This is a genomic window from Spirosoma areae (genome assembly GCF_054781775.1).
Map to the genome: position 1 here is coordinate 107,491 of NZ_BAAGTT010000036.1, position 25,008 is coordinate 132,498.

Consider the following 25,008-nt stretch of genomic DNA (forward strand, 5'->3'; position numbering starts at 1 on the left):
TCTTTTCATTCATGAATCGCAGGTACCTGTTTTTTTTCGTAAACTTCATTCTGATCGCTTGCCAGTCCACGGTTCAAACGGTTATTCAGCCCGTGTTTATTTCCGATACCGTTCGGCACGACACCGACGACCCGGCCATCTGGATTAACCCGGTCGACCCGGCCAAAAGTCTGGTTATCGGAACCGACAAAGACGCCGACGGTGCGCTGTATGTCTTTGATTTACAGGGAAAATGTATTCCTCAGAAAGTGGTTCGTCCATTGAACCGGCCTAACAATGTCGACATTGTGTATGGGCTGCTGCTCGGCGGCAAACCGACCGATGTGGCCGTGGTAACCGAACGCGGCACCTCCCGGATTCGCACATTCCGGCTACCCGACATGCAGCCCCTCGACAACCAGAATCTGGACGTGTTCGTGGGTGAAGACAAACGACTGCCAATGGGCATTGCCCTCTACAAACGCCCTGCCGACGGCGCTATTTTTGCCATTGTTGGCCGCAAGGAAGGCCCCACAGAAGGCTATTTATGGCAATACCGGCTCGACGACGATGGAACGGGCCACATTAAAGCCACCGTGGTGCGAAGGTTCGGAACGTGGAGCGGCAAAAAAGAAATTGAGTCGATTGCGGTAGATAACGAACTCGGCTACGTGTATTATTCCGACGAGGGCGTTGGCGTTCGTAAGTACCACGCCGATCCCGAACAGGGAAATGCAGAACTGGCGCTGTTCGCAAAAACAGGCTTTACCGAAGACCACGAAGGCATTTCAATTTATAAAACCGGCCCGAAAACGGGTTACCTCTTAGTCTCCGATCAGGGAGCGAACCAGTTCCAGATTTTCCGTCGCGAGGGCGAACTGGGCCATCCGAATGCCTATAAAGTGCTGAAAATAGTAAAAGTAGCGGCCCAGGTCAGCGACGGCTCCGAGGTGACGAACGTTGCCCTGAACAAGCAGTTTCCGCACGGCCTGTTCGTGACCATGTCGGAAGGCAAAACGTTTCACTACTACCGCTGGGAAGATATTATGGAGCAGGAATGAATTTGATGGGTCGCCCGCGCGGTGGTGAATTGTACGAAAAATAATTCATCATTGAAATCTTTCCGGTCGCAGAGCGGGAACAAACCGTGCTGAATTGGTTGGGAAATAGCGTACTGGCAAAACGCCCGAAACAATCAATCGGGCAACCGCCAAAGACGCCGGTCGATGGGTTGAATCTCCTGGCTAACGACCTGTATTTGCCCGAACAGCGCATGAGCCGGATGTAGAATGACGTTGTACGAAAGTGGCACCAATACCGACGGCACAGCCACGCCTAACCAGTCTGGTTCTGCCAGCCACGGGTTGAGCCAGCCCTGAGTGCGCTCATAGGTTTCATCCTGCCAGTAGTCCGGCAATTCATTGCGTTTATAATAGCGAATGTTATCCGGCACCTCCAGCGTAAGCACCCAATACGTCGGTAATTCTTCGTAGCGAATGCCAGGGGCGTGTGCCAACGTTTCCACTAAACCCAACTCCGGCGTTGAGGTGGCGTATAACACGGACGTGCCTTTCGGATTCCAGCGTCCGCCAAAAAACCGACTACCCACTACGGATAGCGGCTCATGGCGGTATTTATCCCGGATGATGCGGTACAACGTAGGCATATGGACAGATCAGGCTGGCAAGCCGTAGTCAATGCGCCCTAACACATCATCGACTAAGCCAAAGCCCGTTACGGTATCCAGCAGTTGAAGCGGAGTTTGGTTAGCCAGTTCGCGGATAGGGGTTCTGAGCCAGGCCAAAACGGTTGACTTTCGGCCCTCAAACGTATCGAGAGCATGGACCAGCAGGTTCCTGAGCAGGAGTAGCCGCTCGGAAGCATCCACACCAAAGCGCTGGTCGTTTTTAAGTCGGTGCAGATTGCGGGGAGTCATGTTCAGAGCGTAAGCCATTTCCTTATCCGTCAGGCCCACCAGGGCGGCTACCTCATCAACCTCCGAACGCATCAGCCCCTGACGTGAGGACTGGACAAGGGAAAAGGGTGAGAATCGGGTTGGTATTTCAGGCGGAGATGGAAGGGTAGCCATAAAAGAAGAGAATTAAGTCACAAGTGTAGGTGAAATAATTCATCACTACAAATATAATGGCAAATTAGATATCCGTGAACGGGCAACTGAAACCTTATTTCCCCTCCCACGTTTTCAAGGCCAACCCACTCCCATCAAATACCGCGTAGGTTTTCTGCGATACCCACTCGCCGAGGTTGACGTAACGGCTCGTAGGCGATACGGCTAAGTCGAGGGGTAGGTGCCGGTGACCGAAGACGTAATAATCGTGGTGGGCCGTAACCTCCACCTCGCGGCAGTATTGCATGAGCCACTCGCGGTCTTCGCCCCGAAACTGCTCCTCCCCTTTCTTCAGGTTACTGATTCGGCTCCGGCGCGACCAGGCATGAGCCAGGCCGATGCCCACGTCGGGGTGCAGCCAGCGAAACAACCGCCGGGCCAGACCGCTCTCAAATACGGTTTTCAGGCGTTTATACACAAAATCGCCGGGGCCAAGTCCGTCCCCGTGACCGATGTAAAATCGCTTTCCGCCGATGTCGTATCGGCGCGGCTGGCGATACACTGGAATGCCCATTTCCTGGGTGAAATAGTCGCTCATCCACATGTCGTGGTTGCCCGTAAACAGGATAACCCGCGTACCGGCATCGGTCAGTTCGGCCAGTTTGCCCTGCAATCGGATGAAGCCTTTGGGAATGCTGCGTTTATACTCGAACCAGAAATCGAACACATCGCCCACTAAGAAAATCACCTCTGCATCGGCGCGAATGGCATCGAGCCAGGCGACAACGGCCCGCTCGCGGTCGCGGCTTTGGGCGGGCGAGGGCGTGCCCAAATGAAAATCGGAAGCAAAATAGACCTTTCGGTCGGGAGGGAGTGGAATGGTTTCGATGCTGGACATGCAGGCGGTAATTCAGCGGCAAAGGTACGGAATGAGCCGAGTTCAGGAAGGTTATATATGCCATATCTCCAAGATATAGCCTATATAACCTTCCTGAATTCGGCTTATTCACCCATCCGATACCGTTCACTCAAGATACCGCGCTTTCTATCCGGTAATCCACTAATTTTCTGACTATCAATAACTCAGCAAAAACTCTGTTTATGAACATCTGCTTAAAAATCTGGCTACTACCCGCAGTCGGCTTATGCCTGGCAAGCTTGTCAGGGCAGGCGCAGGTTCGCGTTAATGACCCCGGCCGGGTTGTTGAACGCAATGTCGAATACCGCACCAACAGCAAAATTGACCAGGGCATCAATAAGGGCCTGGATAAGGTTGAGGAGGGTATCATGGGCATTTTCAAGAAGAAAGAGAAAGCGAAACCTGCTCAAAGCGATAAACAAACCGACTCTGCTAACGAAACGAACAATACCAGTTCCGACAATGCACCGTCGGATGAGAATGCCCCCGCCCGCACGGGCAGCAGTGAAAATAACCCTAAAAAACCGGCTACGCTGACCTCGTATAGCAAGTTTGACTTCGTGCCGGGCGAGAAGGTCATCGCCGTTGAGGATTTCATGCAGGATGCTATTGGCGACTTCCCCGACAAGTGGAACTCGACGGGTTCGGGCGAAATCGTGACCCTCGACGGCAAACCCGGCCATTGGCTCATGCTGAACAAACAGGGCGAGTATCTGCCCGAATTTATCAAAACCTTACCCGACAATTTCACGCTTCAATTTGATCTGGCCAGCAATGAAACGTTTAGTTTCTACTCGTCTTATCTTTGGGTGAATCTGGTGACTATGGCGAACCCAGCCAAAGAGTTCACGAAATGGGGGCGTTTTCCCACCGGCACTGAGGGCGTTCGGGTTGGGCTGCACCCGCAAAACGCGGGTACGGGTCCGACCGGCATAACCCAATTGCTCACGTATTCGAAAGGTGAAGAAATCCTGAAAAACGAAACCGATCAACGCGCCTTTTCCAACCCGGCTCATAACATGGTGAAGGTGTCGATATGGCGGCAGAAACAACGGCTCCGGGTGTATGTCGATGAAACCAAAGTCTGGGATATTCCCCGCGCTTTTCAGCCGGATGTTACCTACAACGGCGTGGTGGTGTCGATGGCGGATATGCACAAAGAAGATGACCGGTATTACGTCAGTAATTTTCGGCTGGCGGTGGGTGCGCCCGATACCCGGAATAAACTCATTACGGAAGGCAAATTCGTGACGCACGGCATCCTGTTCGATGTTAATTCCGATAAGATCAAGCCCGAATCGTATGGCACTCTCAAAGACATCGCCAATGTACTCACCGAAAACGCCGGTGTGAAGGTGCGAATTATTGGCCATACCGATACCGATGGCGACGATGCCTCGAACATGGCGCTGTCGAAAAAGCGGGCGGCTGCCGTCAAAGACGCCCTGTCGAGCACCTTTGCTATTGATGCCAGCCGGATGGAAACCGATGGCAAAGGCGAATCGCAACCCGCCGGGCCCAACACCACGGCCGAAGGCAAAGCCAACAATCGGCGGGTCGAGTTTGTTAAATTGTAGAACCCAAAAACCAGCAAAACCTGAACTGACCATCGTGGACTCAACCAATTCGGATGCCCCGTTCGAGGACGGTCAATCGTTCGTTATCGAAGCCTGTGGCGACTCTATGTGGGACGAGGTTTTGGCCCAGCCCGCCTATGACCCGTTGTTGCGGCCACCAGTCACGCCCGAAACAGCGCAGCAAAACGTGCAGATGGCCGACGATGCCCGGAATAGCAACGACCTGCCCACTCAACCCAACGAGCGTCAGTTAGGTAGTACAGAAACCAACAACCTTTAGCGGGTCAAAACGCCCATGCGTATCCGTTCCGTCAATGTGGGTTTGCCTCACCGGGTTGAGTGGGGCGGCCGGGACATTACTACCGGCATTTTCAAGCACCCCGTGGCAGGGCCGGTTGCAGTTGACCTGCTCAATTTGGCGGGGGATCGGCAGGCCGACCTAACCGTACATGGCGGGCCGGACAAGGCCGTTTATGCGTATGATCACGCGCATTATGCCTACTGGCAGAACCTGATTGAACAGGATGACTGGACCTGCGGTTTATTCGGCGAGAACCTGACAACGGAGGGATTAGTCGAATCGGAGGTACGCATCGGTGACCTGTTTCGGATCGGGTCGGCCCTGTTGCGGGCGGTACAGCCCCGGTTCCCGTGTTATAAGCTAAACGTTCGATTCAATGACCCTGGCATGGTTCGCCACTTCGCCCGGTCCGGTCGGTCGGGGATCTACTTCCGGGTAGTCGAACCCGGCATTGTGCAGGCTGGTGACGCCATTACCTTGCTCGACGCGGCAGACACTCCTATTACCATTCAGGCGGTATCCCAACTGATACTGACCCGCAAGGCCGACCCCGATCTCTTCGCCAGGGTACTTACCTTGCCCTACCTCCCCCAGTCGTTAAAGACGCAGTTAACCCATTCGTTGAGGAACCCGTAGTATTCGATGGCAGTACAAAAGAAGGCCCATTTTCTACACCCCCCTTCAGATTCTGTCGCGTAGACGATTATTTTCGTTCCGGGGCTGTTTTGCACTATAAACCATATCTAAGAAAACGCTAATTTTGGCTTTTCGCAAACCATCTTATGAAAATCAACACGCTGATACTGGCCATTCCCGTGCTATGTTTTGCCTGCGGTGGCCCCACGTCTGACCCGAAAGACCCCGCCCTTCAACTGGACGTTACGCCTGAGTTAGCGAGGCATGTTTCGGGTGCATTAACCCTCACAACGGACGCCAATTACGATGAACCCTGCAACATTCTGGGCGAAGAGTATATCCGGGGGCTGTTTAAGCTGGAAGAAGCCACCAAACTCGAAGAAGGCCATCATCACAATGGCTGCGATTTTGCCTGGGCAGGTAACAAAGTGGAGGTTGCTTTTGGGGGCGCTAAGCCTTATTCGTCCATTTATTTAGCCGAGTACCAGTTCGACAAAATGTACCAGGCTAAACCGGAAGCTGTTGTGGAAGCCCCTGTTGAGGAAGCCGACGCAGAAGCCGTAAGTGGCCCATCGACGGAAGGAACCAATGCCGAAACCCCATCGAAGGAAACCAAATCGGCCACCACGGAGGATAACCAGCCAACCCATTCGGGCGAATCGGCGGCTACGCCCCCGCTAACCGAACATGCGGTTAGCACGGGTAACTACGAAGCCGTGTCGGGTGTGGGCGACAAAGCTGTGTGGGATGCCTCGACCGGTGCCATGCACGTGCTGTACAATAACCACATCATTAGTGTAACGGTCGAAACCAAAGATAAACCGGAGGTGAAGAAAGAACATGCTCAAAATCTGACCGAGGTGCTGATTGAAAAAATTACCGCCAACGAGTATACCCGCCGGTTGTAAGAAACAGCTTATTGCAACAAAAAGGGGGCCGAAGACTAAACGTCGGTCCCCTTTTTGTTACCTTTTTATCAGGAATCTACCCGTTAACACGAAAAGCCTACCACTGCCTAAACAATTTTGGCTGGAGCAGCATCGATTCGGTAGTTTAGCTTACGGATTAATGCACACGCTCCTGAACACTCAGTAAAAACCGGCTTCCCATGCGTACTGTTTCACTCGTTTTCCTGCTAACCGGGCTACTCCGCCTGCCCGCCCTGGCCCAAACCGACTCTGTTTCAACGACCAGCCGCGAGCAGGAGGTCTTTACTGTTGTCGAGCAGCCACCCCAGTTTCCGGGTGGTATGCAGAACTTAGGTGAATACCTGCGAAAAAACCTGCGCTATCCCGAAGCCGCTCGACAGGCTAAGGTCGAAGGTCGCGTATTCGTCAACTTTTTGGTAAGCAACCAGGGAAAAATCCAGGATGTGCACGTGCTGAAAAGGGTTGGATTCGGAATGGACGAAGAAGCCCTGCGGCTCATGCAGGCGATGCCCAACTGGATACCCGGCAGGCAGAGTGGTCGGGCAGTCAATGTACGCTACAACCTGCCCATCAACTTCAGCCTGAGGTAACAAAGTAACGAGGCCAATTGCGCCTTACTCCAGAGTCGGTATTCCGGGAAAACGCTCAGATTAAGCGGGCTAACTTGTCAGTACAATAGACCGTCTGAACATACCAACTCCATCGGCGATAATCTCAGCGATTTTTCTCCGTTCCCGGTCAGACCAAACCGGAGTATAATAGTCACCATCCGGAGTCAGGTTATAGATGTTGTTGCCATAAAACAGCTTGTCATACACGGTATCTCTCAATGGTGAGCGGTGTTTGTAGTAGTAACGATTCCCTTTAAAGGGCACATCCAGCGCGCAACTCACGTCCAGAAACAGATTCCAGGCAGTCAGTAAATTCTCGCAGTCAATAGGGTTATCCGTATCCTGAAGCCATCGTTCGGCCGCATCCAGATCAACCAGACCAGGCTCTTCGTTTACAATTGGAATGTTGATAGAACCAGCATACTGCGCCAAAGCGACCTCACTGCTGAAGACGGGTATGTGCCTATCATCCAGTAGCACAGAATCCGGATCACCACGTATCCAGATTAGATACTGATCCAGTTGGTCGAGTCTGAACCAGCAGGCAAAATAGTCCTCTGTCATCGCCTGTTTCGTCTATCAACTTATTCAGGTCTTCTGCCAGCACAGTAAGTCAAGGGACTACTGTAAGTCAGTAGGTTGCACCGGACGTACCGGTGCAACCTACTGACTTACAGCGGAATCTGCTCAAACACAACGGCCGGTTTAGCGGCATCTTTAAAGGCTTTGCGCGGGCGGATGTTCAGCGTCTGGAACAGTTGCTGGTCGGCATCTTCGTCGGGGTTGGGCGTCGTGAGGAGTTTGTCGCCCGCAAAAATGGAGTTGGCTCCGGCCAGAAAACACAGCGCCTGCTCTTCGGTGTTCATGCGAACGCGGCCTGCCGAGAGCCGCACCATCGCCTGCGGCATAAGGATGCGGGCGGTGGCAATCATCCGAAGCATCTCCCAAATCGACACCCGTGGCTGGTCTTCCAGCGGTGTTCCTTCGACCGGCACTAAGGCGTTCACTGGCACCGATTCGGGATGCTGGGGCAACGTTGCCAGTGTATGCAGCATACCAATCCGGTCCTGGTCGGTCTCGCCCATGCCGATGATACCACCGGAGCAAACTGAAATACCGGCTTTGCGGGCGTGGCCGAGGGTGTCTAATCGGTCGTCGTAGGTGCGGGTGCTGATGATGTCGCCGTAGAATTCTTCACTGGTATCGAGGTTGTGATTGTAGGCATACAGCCCGGCATCTTTCAGTCTCTGCGCCTGACTTTCGGTGAGCATCCCAAGCGTACAGCACACCTCCAGGCCCATCTCATTCACACCCTGCACCATATCGAGCACCTTGTCGAAATCGCGGTTATCGCGCACCTCGCGCCAGGCTGCACCCATGCAGAAGCGCGTGCTGCCGGTGTCCTTCGCCCGTTGCGCGGCTGTCAGGACCTCGTCTACTTCCATCAGTTTATGCACCGCCACGGCGGTATGGTAGCGGGCGGCCTGCGGGCAATAGGCGCAGTCTTCGGGGCAACCTCCCGTCTTGACCGACAGCAGCGTACACACCTGCACTTCCTGCGGGTCGTGGTGCTGGCGATGGACGGTGGCTGCCCGAAAAATCAGGTCCAGAACGGGTGAATGATAAATCCCGGCAATTTCGGCGCGGGTCCAGTCGGTACGAAGCATGATGTTGGGCAATTGGTCAACCATTAATTTTATCGAATTCAGAACGTACGCAAAACACCCTCAAATTCCCTGAAGGAAACTCAACTCACCCGCAAGAAGCTCCTTTAGGGGTTGTGGGTTACAATTGCGTAAGTTCTGGGATTATCTCCCGTTTAGGTTGGCAAAAATGGTTGAAAAAAAGTCAACTTGTATACGGTTAGCAAAGGTTGCCGGTTCTCTGACAATTTTTGTGGAGTTAGGTGCATGGGTCGGTATATTCTCGGCCTGTGCGGACACCATAGCTGTCAGGTTAAGACACAATAGGCTGACGCACGAGCGGTCTGTGTCCTCACAGACCGCTCGTGCGTCAGCCAGATTTGCCTGCCGGATGTGCGGTCTGTGTCCTCACAGACCGTGGAAAAGCTAATCAACTCCTTAACCTGACGGCTATGGTGGGGACACAAACTGAAGATACACCAGCACAACCACAAAAATTGTCAGAGAACCAGGTTGACAACGACTGAGACCAAACAACTTGATTTGCAGGACTGTATTCTCCCGACGGGCAAAACCCACGCTAAACGGGCTGCTTATTTCAGAACAATCAGTCGCCTGCTGGCTTTCCGGGCGCCATCGGCCACCAGGCTATACACGTAGACGCCTGCGGGCAAATCCTCCCGACTGAACTGATAGCTCCCTTCCCGATTGGCCGACACGTCGATGCTTCGCACCAATTCGCCCTGTAGGTTGTGAATCTGGAGCAGGCAGTGCCGGGCTTGTGCGGGCAATTGAAAGGTAATCGTGGTTTTCTGACCGAACGGATTCGGATAGTTAGCCAGCAACAGACTCGCTGGTCTGGCTTCTGCCGCCCGGCGGGCCGCCGATTTGAACGTCAGCTTCCAGAGCTGATTAGTGCCTCCGGTAGCTGTCCGGCTAACCACGCTGGCGCCATACGTTGTGGCGGCACCCAACACGTCAAGCCGATTGCCGGGGGCACACTGGGGTTCGAGTTCGAAGGTATTGTTTCCTTTATCGATGAGTTTCCAACGCTGGGCGGTCGATAAATTACCCGGCCAGAGTTGAACTTTGGCGCCATCGGCCGGGCTGCTGCCGCTTACATCAAGTCGTTTCGACAGCGCATGTTGCGGCTCCAGCTCATAAATACCTCCGCTCACATTGGTCAGTTTCCAGGACTGGGAAGCCGCCCCATTCGCTGTCGCTATCTGAGCCTCCGTGCCATCCTCTATACTTGCCCCGCTAATGGTCAGCCGTTTACCAATCGCGTGCTGGGGTTCGAGTTCATAAATTCCATTCGCCAACGGAGCCGTCGTGGTTGTGCTCTCAGGAACGCTGAAAAGCACAGCAGCGGGAATCGTTTTTTTGGAGATACCTGGCCCTTCATACCCTACGGACAAAATCTGGCCGCCGGTACGTTCAAAAAAAGTGACCTCTATCGCATGCTTTCCGGCCCTTAAATAAGCGGCTCCAGACTTCTCAAGCGTTCCATGAAGGCCATCGTTATCAACGACCGTCGTGTTGCCGATGGCCAGACGGCTTCCATCATCGGATTGCGTAAAAAAGAAGTATTTTCCATCTGTTGGCAAATCGACGTAGCCTTTAAACCGAAAGGCAAAATCATCGTCCCGGTTTCTTGGGCTAAGGTTAAAATCAGGCGTTAGACCTGTTTTTACCGGCGTAAGCGTGGCAAAGGCGGGCAGCGTGGCATAAGCCCCCTCCACATACGTGTAGCTCACCCCGCCGGTCAAACCCGACACGACATCGGCGGAGCGGATATAAGTCGCCGTAATCGTTGTTGTAGCGGCTGGGGTGGTGAGTGTATGCGTGGCGGCTCCCCCATCAGACCAGGCGTAAAATGTATAGGCCGAACCGTTTTTTGACTGATCCAAAGCCTCCAGGCTTCGGGTAACCCCACTCACGCCCGTAAACGTAAACGGTGTGGTTACAAGTGCACCATCAAATTTTACAGTTAACCCGGCGGGCTCAGTGGCTAACGTAATCACCGACCGGATCGGATTCACATCAACGGTGCTGGTACTGGTCGCGCCGTTCGAGTCCGTTACGGTGAGGTAGATTCGGTAAAGCACATTTGGCGAGGTTTCGCCCGATACCGGTATGGTGAAACTTCCTGAACTGATGCCGGTAGTGGCCGCTAAAACCGGGTGAAAATGGCCGGGAGAATCGTAGTGATACAGATCCACTTTCCAGGTAAGCGCACTGGCAGGCAGGGGGTTGCCCTGGGCATCTGTACCCGTCCCGGAAAACTGAATCACATCGCCTGCCGTATAGGTTTTCCCCACCACGGGCGTGGTAATGGTGGCGGTCGGTTTTTGCGTACTCAGCACGGTCAGCGTGGCATTGTTGCTGGTAACACTTCCCGCCGTATTGCTGACCACTACCTTAAAGACAGCTCCGTTATCGCCTGGAGACACGGCTGGGATAACGTAGCTGACCGATGTGGCGCCCGAAATAGCGACTCCATTTCGCTGCCACTGATAGGCTGGCGCGGGTGTGCCGGAGGCCGACACCGAAAAGGTAACCGACTCGCCAACCGATGCGGTTTTGCTTAACGGCTGGGCGGCAATAACCGGCATCCCATTTCCCGTATACGTTACTTTCAGCAGAATTCCGTTATTGCTCGATGTATTGTCGGCATCGGAGCCGCCACCGATGCCAGCCCGCGCAAGGATGTACATACTGCCATCCTGCCCGGTTCGTATGGCTACAGGCCGGTTCAGACCGGTGGCAAAGGTGGCTAAGGACTTTGTGACCGGATCAATGGTTTTTATCCATCCCCCGCAATAATCCGCAAAAAAGTACTTGCCCACATATTGAGCCGGAAACTGAGCAGTCGGCGGGTTGTAGAACTCACCGGCCGTAATTGAACACCCCGAACTGTGGTTATAGGCATAGGCTGGATCCTGATAATTGGCCGGGGGCGTCTGGGTAGTTCTGAACCCTTCAATGCCGGGCCAGCCATAGTTCTTACCGGCTAAGCCCTGGTTGATTTCCTCATAACTGCTTTGGCCCACATCGTTAATAACGATGATTCCTGTACCCGGCTGAACGGCTATCCGGAAGGGGTTACGCAAGCCTAATGCCCAGATTGACCGGTTATTACCCGTTGTCGAACTGTAATACGGGTTGTCTGTCGGGATGCTTCCGTCAGGGTTGAGTCGAAGAATTTTGCCCTTGAGGGTAGTGAACGACTGCGAATTGGCCCCATTGGCATTCTCGCCAACGGTAATCAATAATTTTCCGTCCTTAAAAGCCATGGAGCCGCCGTTGTGGTTACCGGCCGACGATAAAGGGTCGATATTGAGCAGAACAACTTCACTACCGGCCAGGGCCACATCGCCACTGGCCGTAAACCGGCTCACCCGGTTGTTACTAACCGAACCACCGGGCGCTTTGTAGGTATAATACACATACACAAAGTTGTTGGCATTGAAGTTGGGGTCCAGCACAATTCCCTGCAGCCCCCGCTCATTAACATTGTCTACGTTGGGGATTGTAACAAAGGGAGTTGGTAACAACGCCCCATTTTTAACGATTCTGACCTTACCGCTTTTTTCGGTGATGAAAATCCGTCCGTCGGGGGCACTGTCCAGCCCTACCGGATCAAGACCGGTGGCTATCTGAACACTGGCAAAATTGGCCGGGAATGTTTGAGCAGCCGTTCGGTGCCCCGTCAGCAACAGAGCCACTGACATCAGGACTACTGCGAGCGGGTGGAATAAGGAAACCGACTGAACCGGGTAGACCAGCCTAATGCATGTAGAAAATAGAGTTTTCATAGTAACCTGATGTTAGTGAGCCTGTCAGTAAACGTTTAGTGTTAGCCTACGCTGACAACGCAACCCTCCAGATTAGCTTGATAGCTGCCAAAGGTCACCCTTAACGTACCTGTATAGTCGTATTGACCAGCGAGTGACTAAATTGTTACTATTTATCATTAAATAAAAATATTAGTCTTATTAATTATTTATTATTTAAAATTATTTCCTTAAAATTTCATTTTTTTGAATTTCTATTAACACCAACGAGCCTGCTTTGTCGGGTTTTCTGACCACTCCAGCCAAAGCGCCGGCCCAGTCTCTCCTATTTTTTAGAAGCGGCCGGCCGACACTCGGTTGGGGATGGTCAACTTTTTAGGCGTCGGACCTCATCCTGGTAGATTTTGTTGGCTTTAGCCCAAAAAATACCCGCGTCAGTTTAAACGGACGAATCAGGAGCAGGTAAATAGCCACGCAAGCCACTAAGGACGAGAAACTTACAACCAAAAACCCATCGTAAACGCCTAAGTTGGTTCGGGTTAGGACATAATAGCCAATCAGGACGATAACGGTCTGGTGCAGGATGTAGAACGGGTAAACGGCTTCGTTCAAATGCGGCAGAATGGGATGATTTATGTTTAGATATCGATAGCCGTAGGCAATGGTTGCCAGTACCGAAAACCACGTCAGACAGTCTGTATTAATTAGATAAGCGATTTCCCAGGCCAGAACATCAGGCCCTTCCGTATCGTACACCGCCCGAATGCTATAGAGTAGAACTGTGCAGATGAGCGTTCCCGTCAATAAAATCCGTCGCTGGTCGGTCAGGATTTGCCAGAAAGCCGGTCGGCTGATGAAGAGGTAGCCAAGCCAGAAAAGAAGGAGATTTTTGACGAAATATGCCCAGTCGTTAGTCAGTGCGTGGGTTTCATCCGGGAAGTAGGGTTTTAGCGTAATCTGACTGATAAAAATTACCACAGCCCCCAGCCACATTGCCCCGCCTGGTCGGGCAATTAATCGACCAATCCGGTCCGTGAAACGCTGGCCAGCCTCGCTTTTGAGCCAACGGAAAACCGGAATACTCAGCAGCGAGTAGAAAAATAAATAACAAATAAACCACAGGTGATGCCAGCTAAACGCCCCGCCCGTGCCGCCGTCGTGATACGACTGAAACTTGACTACTTCGGGATAAAACTCGGTATAACTCCCGGCAAAGCGGCCCCGAAACAGCCACTCAATGTAAATCTGGGGCGGCACAATCACGAACATGCCAAACACCAACGGCACAAATAACCGCCGGACGCGCTCACCGGCATACGTGCCAAAGGAGCGTTTTCTGAGGGCAAAAAATGTTCCTGCGCCCGAAATAAAAAACAGTAGCGGCATCCGCCAGCGGTGCAGCCAGCGCATGACTTCTTCCATCGGCTGGCTGTGTTCGGCACTTTTGATATGCCAGCCCCACGACACGTAGATCATGCCGGTATGGTAAAAGAGCAGCGTCAGAATGGCGATGACACGCAGCCAGTCGAGGTCGTAGCGTCTTGTGCCAGGAGCAGCGAGTGTGGAACCAGAAATGGGCGAATGGGGTGCAGGCTGCATAAGGTCGTCGTTTGATTTCATACGGCAAAACTGGCCCCAAACTACCCGAAAAGCCCTATTTCCCGATAACCGAGAAGTTCACGCCGACCGGGACGAATCCATTGATACTCAACTGCCAGGCTCTATAGGCTTTTTTCCTACCCTATTAGCCCGAAACTGGGCGGGCGTTTGGTCGGTGATGCGCTTAAACGCCGTATGAAAGGCCGAGGGGGAGTTGTAGCCGACGCGCTCGGCAATCTCGTCGATTTTGAGATGCATGGCCACCGGATTATTCAGCAGAATTTGGGCTTCGGCGATGCGGTAGGTGGCCAGCCAGTCGAAAAAATTTTGGCCCAGCCGGTCGTTGAGCAGTTGGGAGAGGTGGTGCGGGGTTGTATTCAGCCGTTCGGCTAATTTGGGCAGCGACAGGTCGCTTTGCAGGTACGGTTTTTCGGTTTTGAGCAATTGATTGAGTTTGGTCAGCATGGCATCTTCAACCTCTTCGGGCAACGTCGACTTTTCGTATTTTCGTTTCGTTTCGGCGGGTGATTCCGGCGCCACAGCCAGCGGATCGGGTTGAGGGTCAGGTATGGGTTCATTCCGAAAAAAATCGGAGCCGCGCATGACTAAGAAACTCGTCGCATAAATCGTAGCGGCCATGTACGTGGCCAGCAGGTAATCGCCCACATCATGATAAAACTGCGGTTTCACTACAATAATCAGAATCGGGACCAGCGCAAACACCCAGCTTAAAAAACGCATTGACTGGAACCTGGCGGATAACCCTAAGGCCTTATCCCGGCGGCTCGCGCTGCGAATTGCCAGCAGTGCCAGCACCGCATACACCACGCAACTGAGCAGTGTCATCTCATTAATGAAATCACGCAGGCCCGTTAAATCGTCTTCCCAATACGGCTGTTGTGACACATAGGGCAATTCGGGATGCTGAGAACTGACATACGAATTATACTTGAACTCAACCGGTTGATAAAGCCACGTCACTGAATTAAGCAGCCAGATGCCAAACGGCAGGAGGTGCCAGCCCCACCGGCCCGGCAATCGCTGCCAGAGACGACTGAAAACGAAGAAGTAAAACAACGGCCCCAGTACGAAATTGAACGGCTCGGCAAAATCGCCCGTCCAGAGTAGCCGAAACGTGTAGTTCGTGTAGTTCAGAAATATTTCGCCACTCACCGCCGACAGTGCCAGCGTAAACCAGCCCAGACATCGGTTGGCCACACTCCGCCCCCGCTCACCGGTGAGAAAGAAGCCGCCAAGAAAGATACCCTGCGCCACGCCTAAGAAAATTATGAGCGCAAACAGGTCGAGGTGAATGGGAAGAGTCTGCATCAGACGCGAATTGGATTACGCAAGATAAAAAAAAGACCTAAACGGTTTTGAAAACCTTTTAGGTCTAAACACCCGCAAACCAAATTTACTATCGAATATCGACTTCAAACGGCATCCGCATCTGAACGCCTTCCATTGTTTTGAGTTTCTTCAGGTACTTCACATACGGAGCCAGCTCGCCAAGCTGCGCCTGAATTTTCGCTTCCTCATCGCCCCCGAACGAGTTCATCAGTTGCTCGAAAAACTCCTTTTTACGGGGCTGATACCTCAGTTTATAATCGCCTTCTTTGAGCTTAGCCGTCTGAGCTGCCAGGTTGATGGCATCGTCTAAACCACCCAGTTGATCGACCAGCCCGATGGCTTTGCCCTGAGTGCCGGTCCAGACGCGCCCGCCCGCGATGGCCCGGATGCTATCAACCGGCAACTTACGACCGGCAGCCGCCTTGCCCGTAAATTCGGCATAGATTCGCTCTGTTGAGCGTTGGATGACTTGTTTCTGAAACGGTGTCATCTCGTGGGTAGCTGTCGGGAAATCAGCGTTCTCATTGGTTTTCACCCGGTCGTAGGTAACGCCGAGCTTGTCTTTAAAAAAGCCCTCGGTATTGAACAGCAGGGCAAATACGCCGATAGACCCCGTAATGGTGTTCGGCTGCGCGACAATTTTGTTGCAGCCCATGAGCATGTAATAGCCGCCCGAAGCCGCATAGTCGGACATGGAGCCAATAACGGGCTTCGCTTTTTTGGCCAGTTCCACCTCGCGGTACATCACGTCTGACGCCAGCGCGCTGCCTCCGCCCGAGTTGACGCGCAACACGATGGCTTTCACTTTGTCGTCTAAACGGGCTTTGCGGAGTTCGTCCACAATGGTTTCGGAACCGATGCTGTTGTCACCACTCTTGCCGGAGTTAATGTCGCCCGAGGCTATAATTACGGCAATCCGGTTTGAGCCGCTGCCGCTTTCGTCACTGTCTTTCTTTTCGGCGTCGACGTATTTACCCAGCGTCACGTAATTGATTTTTTTCTTTTCCTCAATACCCAACTGCTTGCGAATCAGGGTTTCCAGTTCATCCTGATGGCCCACATTGGTAATAAGTTTTGTTCGCAGGGCATCTTCGGGGGTCTGAATGGTGAGTTTGTCGGCATAGCGCTTGAGCGAATCGACCCGCAGGCCCCGGCTTTGCGCCACCCGCACCAGCATGTGGTCGTTTATCGAATTCAGAAACGAGGTAACCTGCAGGCGGTTGGGGTCGCTCATGTTCTCGCGGATAAACGGCTCAACGGCACTTTTGAAGTCGCCCACTTTAAAGATTTCGGGTTTCAGGCCGAGTTTATCCAGGGTGCCTTTAAAGAACGACAGTTCAGCGTTGAGGCCATTCCACTCTAAATCACCGGCGGGGTTGAGATAAATTTTATCGGCTACCGATGCGATGTAATACCCTTTTTCGTTCATTCCCTCCGCGTAGGCATACACAAACTTCTTCGACTGTTTGAAGTCAATCAGGGCGTTACGAACTTCTTCAAGCGAGGCCCAGCCTGCCATTGGGCCTTCGGTCTGAAGGTAAATACCCTTGATGTTATCGTCGTCTTTAGCTTCTTTGAGCGCTCGTTTTAATTCGACCAGCCCAATGGCATCACCTGTACCGCTCACCGGCCCAAAGCTGCTGAAGGGATTATCGGAACTTCGCTCCTCAATCGGTTTAACCAATTCCAGTTTTAAGACTGTATTTTCCTTAACAGTCGTCTTTTTGTCGGATGAGGACGAGATGGCCGTTCCGATTCCAATGAGCAGCAGAAACCCAATGAAGGAAAACAACAGCAGACCAATGATGGTGGCCAGAACGTATTTAAGAAACTGTCGCATGAATATGAACAAATAAGAATTTTTTTTAACAGGTTATTACAAAAATAGCCCGGAAATCTGTATTCCGGGCTACAAAAGTGTTGAGAGTATGATTAGGTTGATAAGTGGTAGAAAATGCGTGGAGCACGGGGCAGCGAGCAGGGATCCACTGTGTGCTCCACGCACCCCGCTTTTTCTACATCAGTTTATAGTCATTGATGGAGGTTTGAATAACTTCCCAGGCTTCGGACTGCCCGTATACGTTCGCCAGTTCCATCATGGCGGGTTCGTCGGGCAGGGTTTTATAGGTCAGGAAGTAGTGCCGCAACCGTTTCACGACGGCTTCGGGCAGTTGGGCAAGTTCGGTATATTGCCCGTACATGGCATCACCTTTCAGCACGGCAATAATTTTATCGTCGGCCTCGCCCTTGTCGATCATCCGAAAGCCACCGATGGGTATAGCCTGCAAAATCAGATCGCCGTGGGTGATTTCGCGCTCGGTCAGCACACAGATGTCGAGCGGGTCGCCGTCCCCTTTTTCTACCACCCGGCCCGACTTTTCGGTTGCGAGTCTGGCAATCTGGTCACCACAGAAGGTTTGAGGCACAAAGCCATAGAGGGCGGGCAGTACGTTGGAGTACTGCTGGGGGCGGTCAATTTTGAGGTAGCCTGTGGCCTTATCAATTTCGTATTTTACCGTATCGGTGGGTACAATCTCGATAAAGACGGTCACTTGCTTAGGCGCTAAATCGCCAATGGGAATGCCGTGCCAGGGGTGGGCTTTAAAATTACTTTTCATCAGGTTGTAACTAAAGATTTAATTGATTTATGGTAGTTAATTGGTCAAACACGCTTGGGTCTACTTACTCAATTCTTGCCTATACCGGCACTTTTTGTTCGGAAAAACCGACCCGTTCGGCAACGAGCGAATCGCCGGATTTACCCAGCGACTGCCGCACGAGCATTTCGCCAATGAAGCCCGCCAGAAACAACTGAACGCCGAGAATAATGGCAACCAAACCAAAGTAGAACAGCGGGTTTTCGGTCGCATTACGAAACTTGACGCCCTGCGAAATATGAATTAGTTTCTCAACGATAAGGTACACTGCCAGCACCGTACCAACAAAGAACGACAAGGTGCCAAAGGTACCGAAAAAGTGCATGGGCCGCTTGCTGAACCGATGCACAAAGGCAATCACAAGCACGTCTAAAAAACCATTCACAAAGCGTTCGATACCGAATTTAGTGGTGCCGTATTTGCGGGCACGGTGTTGCACAATTTTCTCGCCAATGCGGCTAAACCCGTTCCAGTTGGCCACAATCGGCAGATTCCGGTGCATATCGCCGTAGAGAGCCGGCGCAATGGTTTTCACCACTTTTTGCCGATACGCTTTCAGGCCACAGTTGAAATCGTGGAGTTGGACGCCCGAAATCCAGCGCGAAACCGAGTTAAAGAGTTTGGTTGGCAGCGTTTTGGTAATAGGATCGTATCGTTTCTGTTTCCAGCCCGACACAAGGTCGTATTTTTCCTCGGTAATCATCCGGTACAGTTCCGGTATTTCGTCGGGGCTGTCCTGCAAATCGGCATCCATCGTAATCACTACCTGCCCTCGTGCCGCCTGGAAACCCGTTTGCAGCCCCGCTGTTTTGCCGTTATTGCGGTTGAACCGAATACCGCGTACATGCGGATTCATACTGGCCAGCCGTTCGATAACGGTCCATGAATCGTCGGTACTGCCGTCGTCGACAAACAGGATTTCATAGGTAAACTGATGTTCCAGTACGACCCGAACAATCCAATCGTGCAGTTCGGGCAACGACTCTTCTTCGTTATAGAGTGGAATCAGAACGGTCAGTTGAAGCGTTTCGGTCATGTCTTTCTAAACGCACAGAGCGCAAAGATTATCGCAAAGTAGCGCAAGTTTTCAGAATATCAGGTAAAAGTCGTCGAGCAATGCCCGAAATTCTGCCGTGTAGTTACCGCCCGACTGGTTTTGTCCGTTGATTTCGTGAATGTTCAGTGTTTCTTCCACAACCTGCCTTTTTTCAAACGAAAACCCCGCAATCGTCCGAAAGACGGGCTTTTGGGCATGGTGCCGCACTGAAAGCCGCTGAAAAGGCCACAACCCCGCAGCCTGCGCCAAATCAGCCACTTTCCTGGCTTCGTAGGGTGGCAGCAAAACCCACCATTGCCCGTCGGATTTTAGCAATCGGGTAACAGCGGCAAGAAGCTCCGGGAGTGGCAGATCGTCGGTATGCAGGGCGCGATTCACCGCCGGGTCGGGCGAACGAAGATGGTGGGTGTAGAATGGTGGATTGGTGAGAATTCGGTCGTATAAAACCTCGCTACTAAACGCCTGAATTCGGTCGTGTATTACCCGCACGCGGTTGGTGAACGGGCTGGCGGCTACATTACCGGTAGCCTGGCCAACAGCGTCGTTATCCACCTCCACGGCATCGATTGTTGCCGTTGGATTTCGCTGTGCCGCCATGAGTGCCAGCAGGCCCGTTCCGGTGCCGATATCCAGCACGTTTCCCCCTATACCGACGTCGGCATAGGCACCCAGCACGCAGGCATCGGTGCAGACCTTCATGGCCGTGCGCTCTTGCCGGATGGTGAATTGTTTAAAGGAAAACACGCTTTTTGTGTCACGTTCTATGTATCGAGTTTCAGGTTGCAGACGCACAGTTGACCATAAAACCTGACACGTTGACCTTACTTCCGGCCAAAATCAGCGGGATTTTCACCCCAGACGGTGGTTTCCCATTTCAGAACCGGATTGGCGAATCGGTGGGTTTGAAGCCAGGTTTCGGCCCGGTCGAGGAGGTCGAAGAGTTCGGCATTGTGGGGCGTTTCTTCGAGTTTGGTATTGGCTTTCTTCTTGTTGACCCAGCCGATGGCTGTTCTCGAATCGGAGTAAACGGGAATATTGCTGCCCTTCTGGTGAAGCAAGGCCAATGCGTGAACAATAGCCAGAAACTCACCAATGTTGTTGGTACCGTCGGCATAGGGGCCTTTCAAAAACAGTTTTTGCTTCGTGGCTAAGTAAATCCCCTGGTATTCCATATCGCCGGTAGCGGTGTTCCAGGCCGCATCGACCACTAAACTATCCTGAATGGGGTCGCCCACCAAACCGACCAGTTTTCCCTGTTTACCAGTTGGTTTTGGCGTTTGGCCAATGTGGGTGTGGGGCTTGTCTTTAAAGGCTTTCAGGGCGGCTGGTTTGCTGTCGAACGATTTGAACAATGGTTTAGCGAACCCATCGGTTTGGGCTTTGGCCTCCTCCCAACTGTCGTACACGCCGGGCTTTCGACCCTGCCAGACAACGTAAAATTTAGTTTTTTTCTGGGGCATTGCAGCGTTTCTTTCCGCAAAAATAAACGACATAATCCAGAAGCTGTTTAGGATTCTCATTTTGACTTGCTCTCAGAGGGTGGCGCGTCATGCCGAACCGCACGGGCGGCCCCGTTGTTTCGGCATGACGCGCATGGAAACCACTTTCTGTAATCCTAAACAGCTTCCCATTTTCTGACCTTCGCTCGATGTCAACAAAAAAGGATTGCCGATGTCAGCAATCCTTTTTATCTATTTGTTCTATTTTCATCCCTCACTCATCGTCGCTCCTGGCCGACCAGAGCAAATACAACGCCAGCCCCACGACTACGCTCAACGTCATGATGCGCGCTGCGTGGAACGATACAGGGCTGGGCATATCCACAATCCCGTTCTCATCCGTCACAGCCGCTTGTTTCACATACCGCCCCTCCGACGGTATGGAGCGGGCGTCGAAATCGTGCGCCAGCCGGTTCAGGCCCAGTTCGAGGTCAAGCCCGCGCACCGATACGCCATGACCGGTTCCGGCGGCTGATGGATTGAGATTGTTCAGTTTAAGTACCGATTTTTTTGCGGCCTCCCAGTCGCAGGTGAAGTAAGCCGGTGGCCCATGAAACTCTTCACGCTGTGTCGCTACAGCCGTGAGTGCATTCTGGTTGGTCGTTACGAACGCATCACCCGCCAGAAGTGTGCGGTCTTTATCGCGGAACAGTGAGATGTGGCCCGGTGCATGACCCGGCGTATGAATAGCCCGCCAGTCGGGCAGTTCCGGTATCATGCCATTATCAGGAAGGGCTTTAATGCGGCCGCCAAAATCGTCGGGGCCAATCGGAAACAGAAACGAACTGTAGGCCATAGCCCCCCCGCCGATGGCCGGGTCTGGTGGTGGATAGCTCGACTTACCCGTCAGGTAAGGCAGTTCGAGCCGGTGAGCGTACACGGGCACGTCCCATTCCTTAAGCAGGCTTTTCAACGACCCCGTGTGGTCGAAGTGACCGTGCGTGAGCACAAGAGCCTGAGGTTTGTTGCCAGCGCCAAACAGTTGTTCAGCTTTCTTTTTAATCTGACTGGCATAACCCGGCAAACCGGCATCGACCAGCACCCAGGGATTCCCCTGGCCAGGTTCGCCAATAAAAAAGACGTTAACAAACAGTGTTTTCAGCCCGGCTACGTCGTGCGTTACGCCGTAGGGCGATTTGCTGGCAGTGTCAAGATCAACCGGTTCATCCAGTTCAAGTTCACTTTCCATCAGTGTTGAGTTTTAATGTCATTACTCAACCTACAGGCTGTATGGATTGTTTATTGAATAAGGTAAACGGTTTGATGTTTGATATTTCAGGTTGGCTGGCGCGTCAACAACTCTTGCGTCAGCCAACCTGAAACATCAAACAATAAACAAAATCTACTCATTACGAACGCTCTTCCCAGACCTGGGCTATGTGTACAATCACCTCAACGGCCTTCTGCATATCCTGCACCGACACCCACTCCTGCCGCGAATGAAACGCGTGTTCGCCCGCAAAAATATTAGGGCACGGCAAGCCCATAAACGACAGCCGCGAGCCGTCTGTACCCCCCCGAATGCTCCGTCGTTCAGCCGACAAACCCGCCCGGCGAATGGCTTCGAGGGCGTTTTCGACAACCGCTGGGTGCTGGTCGAGCATGGTTTTCATGTTGCGGTACTGCTCCTTCACGATCAGTTTCGCCGATGAGCCGGGGTAGTTGATTAGTACGTCGTTCAGTTGGTTTTGCAGGTACGTTTCTTTTTCCTGCAAGCCCACTTCGGTAAAGTCGCGGATAATGAATTCGAGTACGGCCTGATCCTGATTGCCTTCCATCCGCGTCGGGTGAACGAATCCTTCTTTAGCGTCCGTCGTTTCGGGCGAGAGGGCGTTTTTGGGCAGCGAAGCCAGTAAATCAGCGGCAATTTTCAGGGCGTTTTCGAGTTTTCCTTTGGCAAAGCCGGGGTGTGTACTAACGCCCTGAATGGTGATTTTAACGGCATCGGCCGAGAAGGTTTCATCTTCGAGCGTGCCGAGCGCTTCGCCATCGATGGTATAGCCAAAATCGGCATCAAGTTTCTGAATATCGACCTTTTCGGTACCGCGCCCCACTTCTTCGTCGGGCGTAAAGAGCAGCCGAATCCGACCGTGTTTGATTTCCGGATGCGTTAGCAGGTAGTGGGTCGCATCCATGATTTCGGCCAGGCCCGCTTTGTTATCGGCCCCCAGCAGCGTGGTGCCGCTGGCCGTAATGATGTCATTTCCAACCTGGCGGGTCAAATCGGGATGGTCGGCCACGCGGATAACCTGGTGGGGTTCATCTGTAGTCTGGCGTTCCGGGAGCCAAATATCCGAGCCATTCCAGTTCTGGTGGATAATGGGTTTCACGCCCGCGCCGGTTACATCGGGCGAGGTGTCGACGTGTGAACAGAAGCAAATCGTTGGTACATTAGTCTTTTCGGTATTGGCTGGAATGGTGGCGTAGACGTAGCCCCATTCATCGAGTTCGGCATCGGCAACGCCCATGTCGAGCAATTCCTGCACCAGCAACCGGCTCAGGGCCTTTTGTTTTTCGGTACTGGGGTTGGCCGTCGATTGCGGGTCCGACTGGGTGTCAATCTGGACGTAGCGCAGCAAGCGGTCAACGGCGCCGGTCCGACCGGTCCGCCAGTGCGGTTCGGTGAAATGGTAGTTTTCCATAGTTCTGTTTAAACACAGAGAAACGGAGGTTTACACGGAGAACATAGAGATTAATTGCTTTCTCTGTGTTCTTCATATAAACCTCCGTTTCTCCGTGTTTATATTAAAATTCCAGCCAAATCCGCCGGGGAGTAATTCACACTTTTGAGCGTTTTGTGGTCGGCATCGCGGTAAACCAGAAACTTGCCATCCGATTCAATAAAATGACACGGAACACCTTTGGCCTGATACTCCGCCACGGTTGCCTCCGCTTCGGCAACACTCCCGCAGGCTTTACTCATGTTCGAACGCTGCACCTCATTGAACAGGGCGTTGAATTTATCGCCCAGACCAAACTCCAGCACCGCCCCCGACAAAACGTACTGCAAATCGCAGAGGGCGTCGGCTACAGCTACAATATCGCCCTCGCCAATGGCCTCGCGCAGTTCATCGAGTTCTTCGGCCAACAGCGACACCCGCAGTTGACACCGGGCTTCGGATGGAATTTGGGGCGTCTCTAAAACAGGCGCATGAAAGGTGCGGTGAAACTCCGCCACCTGGTTTAATGAGTCGGGTTGCTGCATGGGTTAATGATTGAATGATAGAGTGATTGAATGATTGAATAGGTCGCGCATATATCTATTCAATCATTCAATCACCCTATCATTCACAATTAATTCTCTTCTTCGCTGGTGAACGAATAGAGGGTGTTGTCTAACGAAAGGGTATTGGCGTTGAAGTCGCGGATAAACTTTTCAATAACCTCATCGGTAATTTCTTCCACGTTCAGGCAAACGTCTAACGCAATGCCATAGTCGGACTGCATATCGACATCGACGTGTTCCTGTACCTTCACGGTTTCAGTTTCTTCGATCTCTTCGATGATTTCGGTCAGGGCCGTTTCGGCTTCTTCCTCCATCTCAGGCGTAATTTTGTAGCTGGGTTTGCGGTCTTCGGGCGGCACATAGTCCGGGAAAGTTTTCCGCACCTGCTCCAGGGCCATTTCATATACCAAACTGCTGTGGTGCAGCCGGAGCGTATAGACCAGCGTATCGAAAATCACCTCCTGGCCCTGATAGTGCCCCGGAAACTGAATATGAGCACATTCGCCTTCTTCCAGCACATCGAGGTCATCGTCTTCGACATAAACAAACGATTTGCCTTCCTGCCGACACTCGTCTTTGAGTGCGCTGATTTCTTCGGGGTCGAACCCTTCATTCTGGTAGTTTGCCATGCAACAAAAGTAAGGGTTACTAAACAATGTTCCATGCTGTATCGCTCACTTCTGCGGTCGTTTGCTTATCGGGCTGGGGCGATGGTCCGCTTTAGGAGGGCATTCAGGGTCATGTCCATGCTCATTTCCATAAAAATGTAATTGCCTGATACGGCCGAACCGGCCGTATCAGTAGTATGCACAGCCTCGACTATACTGATAAATTGATTCCCTTTTTGGGTGATGGCATCCATACCTGTCACCGTTTGCCGGATTCCAGTTTGGTCGGATTCAGTACTTTTGGCATCGGCAGCATAGAGTTCTTTTTAGCCTCCATTATTTTGAAATCCTCACAGAGTTCATACAAACTACGTCCTGGGGTGTCATGATTCGTTGGTTTTGCATAAACTGGTAGAATCGGGTCGGCAAGTGCTCTAAATTCTTTAGGCTGAGCAACCCCCATTGTATATTTGCCGGTGGCCGAAAAGGTTTTCCTGAGAAGGCAGATGGTTCCCACTGGCTTTAACCCTTGCATTGGAAATGACTTCCCGG

The 25,008-nt window shown here is 52.5% G+C and carries 25 protein-coding genes; 6 read left to right on the plus strand and 19 right to left on the minus strand.

Annotated features, from left to right (window positions below; all coding sequences use genetic code 11):
• Positions 1 to 11 precede the first annotated feature (11 nt).
• Complete coding sequence (locus ACYVI1_RS21305) at positions 12 to 1,040, plus strand: phytase (protein WP_460912821.1); 1,029 nt, start codon at positions 12 to 14, stop codon at positions 1,038 to 1,040.
• 134 nt (positions 1,041 to 1,174) lie between these two features.
• On the opposite strand, the gene ACYVI1_RS21310 is transcribed toward ACYVI1_RS21305, so the two are convergent.
• From ACYVI1_RS21310 to ACYVI1_RS21320, 3 genes are all read right to left on the minus strand, one after another.
• Positions 1,175 to 1,645: an RES family NAD+ phosphorylase gene (locus ACYVI1_RS21310; protein ID WP_460912822.1), complete on the minus strand. Its 471-nt coding sequence runs from the start codon at positions 1,643 to 1,645 to the stop codon at positions 1,175 to 1,177.
• Between the two features lie 9 nt (positions 1,646 to 1,654).
• On the minus strand, positions 1,655 to 2,068 hold the full coding sequence (parS, locus tag ACYVI1_RS21315; protein ID WP_460912823.1) for a type II RES/Xre toxin-antitoxin system antitoxin: 414 nt from the start codon (positions 2,066 to 2,068) through the stop codon (positions 1,655 to 1,657).
• Between the two features lie 94 nt (positions 2,069 to 2,162).
• Positions 2,163 to 2,945 carry a UDP-2,3-diacylglucosamine diphosphatase gene (locus ACYVI1_RS21320; protein ID WP_460912824.1) on the minus strand — a complete coding sequence of 261 codons (783 nt, stop codon included), beginning with the start codon at positions 2,943 to 2,945 and terminating at the stop codon, positions 2,163 to 2,165.
• A 203-nt stretch (positions 2,946 to 3,148) separates the two neighbouring features.
• Between ACYVI1_RS21320 and ACYVI1_RS21325 the strand changes: the two genes are divergently transcribed.
• The 5 genes from ACYVI1_RS21325 (at position 3,149) to ACYVI1_RS21345 (ending at position 6,999) form a co-directional block, all read left to right on the plus strand.
• Positions 3,149 to 4,543, plus strand: coding sequence for an OmpA family protein (locus ACYVI1_RS21325; RefSeq protein ID WP_460912825.1), 1,395 nt, complete (start codon positions 3,149 to 3,151; stop codon positions 4,541 to 4,543).
• A gap of 34 nt (positions 4,544 to 4,577) precedes the next feature.
• The gene (locus ACYVI1_RS21330) at positions 4,578 to 4,823 is read left to right on the plus strand and encodes a hypothetical protein (RefSeq protein WP_460912826.1); all 246 of its coding nucleotides are present in this window, start codon (positions 4,578 to 4,580) and stop codon (positions 4,821 to 4,823) included.
• 15 nt (positions 4,824 to 4,838) lie between these two features.
• Positions 4,839 to 5,480, plus strand: a complete 642-nt coding sequence (locus ACYVI1_RS21335) for an MOSC domain-containing protein (protein ID WP_460912827.1) — start codon at positions 4,839 to 4,841, stop codon at positions 5,478 to 5,480.
• 146 nt (positions 5,481 to 5,626) lie between these two features.
• Entirely contained in the window at positions 5,627 to 6,388 is a 762-nt protein-coding gene (locus ACYVI1_RS21340; RefSeq protein ID WP_460912828.1) for a hypothetical protein, read from the plus strand.
• A gap of 200 nt (positions 6,389 to 6,588) precedes the next feature.
• On the plus strand, positions 6,589 to 6,999 hold the full coding sequence (locus ACYVI1_RS21345) for an energy transducer TonB (protein ID WP_460912829.1): 411 nt from the start codon (positions 6,589 to 6,591) through the stop codon (positions 6,997 to 6,999).
• A 69-nt stretch (positions 7,000 to 7,068) separates the two neighbouring features.
• On the opposite strand, the gene ACYVI1_RS21350 is transcribed toward ACYVI1_RS21345, so the two are convergent.
• The 16 genes from ACYVI1_RS21350 to ACYVI1_RS21425 all read right to left on the minus strand — a co-directional run bounded on the left by ACYVI1_RS21350 (position 7,069) and on the right by ACYVI1_RS21425 (position 24,991).
• Positions 7,069 to 7,584, minus strand: a complete 516-nt coding sequence (locus ACYVI1_RS21350) for a hypothetical protein (RefSeq protein ID WP_460912830.1) — start codon at positions 7,582 to 7,584, stop codon at positions 7,069 to 7,071.
• A 107-nt stretch (positions 7,585 to 7,691) separates the two neighbouring features.
• The gene (gene bioB, locus ACYVI1_RS21355; protein WP_460912831.1) at positions 7,692 to 8,711 is read right to left on the minus strand and encodes a biotin synthase BioB; all 1,020 of its coding nucleotides are present in this window, start codon (positions 8,709 to 8,711) and stop codon (positions 7,692 to 7,694) included.
• Positions 8,712 to 9,256: 545 nt separating this feature from the next.
• A complete protein-coding gene (locus tag ACYVI1_RS21360) occupies positions 9,257 to 12,481 on the minus strand; it encodes a PQQ-dependent sugar dehydrogenase (protein ID WP_460912832.1) in 3,225 nt (1,074 codons plus the stop codon).
• Between the two features lie 354 nt (positions 12,482 to 12,835).
• Positions 12,836 to 14,059, minus strand: coding sequence for an acyltransferase family protein (locus ACYVI1_RS21365; RefSeq protein ID WP_460913060.1), 1,224 nt, complete (start codon positions 14,057 to 14,059; stop codon positions 12,836 to 12,838).
• Positions 14,060 to 14,167: 108 nt separating this feature from the next.
• Positions 14,168 to 15,388: a helix-turn-helix domain-containing protein gene (locus tag ACYVI1_RS21370; RefSeq protein WP_460912833.1), complete on the minus strand. Its 1,221-nt coding sequence runs from the start codon at positions 15,386 to 15,388 to the stop codon at positions 14,168 to 14,170.
• An 88-nt stretch (positions 15,389 to 15,476) separates the two neighbouring features.
• A complete protein-coding gene (gene sppA, locus ACYVI1_RS21375; RefSeq protein ID WP_460912834.1) occupies positions 15,477 to 17,249 on the minus strand; it encodes a signal peptide peptidase SppA in 1,773 nt (590 codons plus the stop codon).
• A 175-nt stretch (positions 17,250 to 17,424) separates the two neighbouring features.
• Positions 17,425 to 18,027, minus strand: coding sequence for an inorganic pyrophosphatase (locus tag ACYVI1_RS21380; RefSeq protein WP_460912835.1), 603 nt, complete (start codon positions 18,025 to 18,027; stop codon positions 17,425 to 17,427).
• A gap of 79 nt (positions 18,028 to 18,106) precedes the next feature.
• Complete coding sequence (locus ACYVI1_RS21385) at positions 18,107 to 19,102, minus strand: glycosyltransferase family 2 protein (RefSeq protein WP_460912836.1); 996 nt, start codon at positions 19,100 to 19,102, stop codon at positions 18,107 to 18,109.
• Between the two features lie 51 nt (positions 19,103 to 19,153).
• Entirely contained in the window at positions 19,154 to 19,867 is a 714-nt protein-coding gene (locus ACYVI1_RS21390) for a tRNA1(Val) (adenine(37)-N6)-methyltransferase (protein ID WP_460913061.1), read from the minus strand.
• A gap of 77 nt (positions 19,868 to 19,944) precedes the next feature.
• Positions 19,945 to 20,583, minus strand: coding sequence for a ribonuclease H1 domain-containing protein (locus ACYVI1_RS21395; protein WP_460912837.1), 639 nt, complete (start codon positions 20,581 to 20,583; stop codon positions 19,945 to 19,947).
• Positions 20,584 to 20,836: 253 nt separating this feature from the next.
• A complete protein-coding gene (locus ACYVI1_RS21400; RefSeq protein ID WP_460912838.1) occupies positions 20,837 to 21,811 on the minus strand; it encodes an MBL fold metallo-hydrolase in 975 nt (324 codons plus the stop codon).
• A 160-nt stretch (positions 21,812 to 21,971) separates the two neighbouring features.
• Entirely contained in the window at positions 21,972 to 23,264 is a 1,293-nt protein-coding gene (gene pepT / locus ACYVI1_RS21405; RefSeq protein WP_460912839.1) for a peptidase T, read from the minus strand.
• A 98-nt stretch (positions 23,265 to 23,362) separates the two neighbouring features.
• Complete coding sequence (locus tag ACYVI1_RS21410) at positions 23,363 to 23,827, minus strand: pyrophosphohydrolase domain-containing protein (RefSeq protein ID WP_460912840.1); 465 nt, start codon at positions 23,825 to 23,827, stop codon at positions 23,363 to 23,365.
• 89 nt (positions 23,828 to 23,916) lie between these two features.
• Positions 23,917 to 24,477, minus strand: coding sequence for a hypothetical protein (locus tag ACYVI1_RS21415; protein WP_460912841.1), 561 nt, complete (start codon positions 24,475 to 24,477; stop codon positions 23,917 to 23,919).
• Between the two features lie 65 nt (positions 24,478 to 24,542).
• On the minus strand, positions 24,543 to 24,719 hold the full coding sequence (locus tag ACYVI1_RS21420; RefSeq protein ID WP_460912842.1) for a SnoaL-like domain-containing protein: 177 nt from the start codon (positions 24,717 to 24,719) through the stop codon (positions 24,543 to 24,545).
• Positions 24,716 to 24,991: a hypothetical protein gene (locus ACYVI1_RS21425; protein WP_460912843.1), complete on the minus strand. Its 276-nt coding sequence runs from the start codon at positions 24,989 to 24,991 to the stop codon at positions 24,716 to 24,718. The genes ACYVI1_RS21420 and ACYVI1_RS21425 overlap by 4 nt, the downstream gene beginning before the upstream one ends.
• Between the last annotated feature and the right edge of the window lie 17 nt (positions 24,992 to 25,008).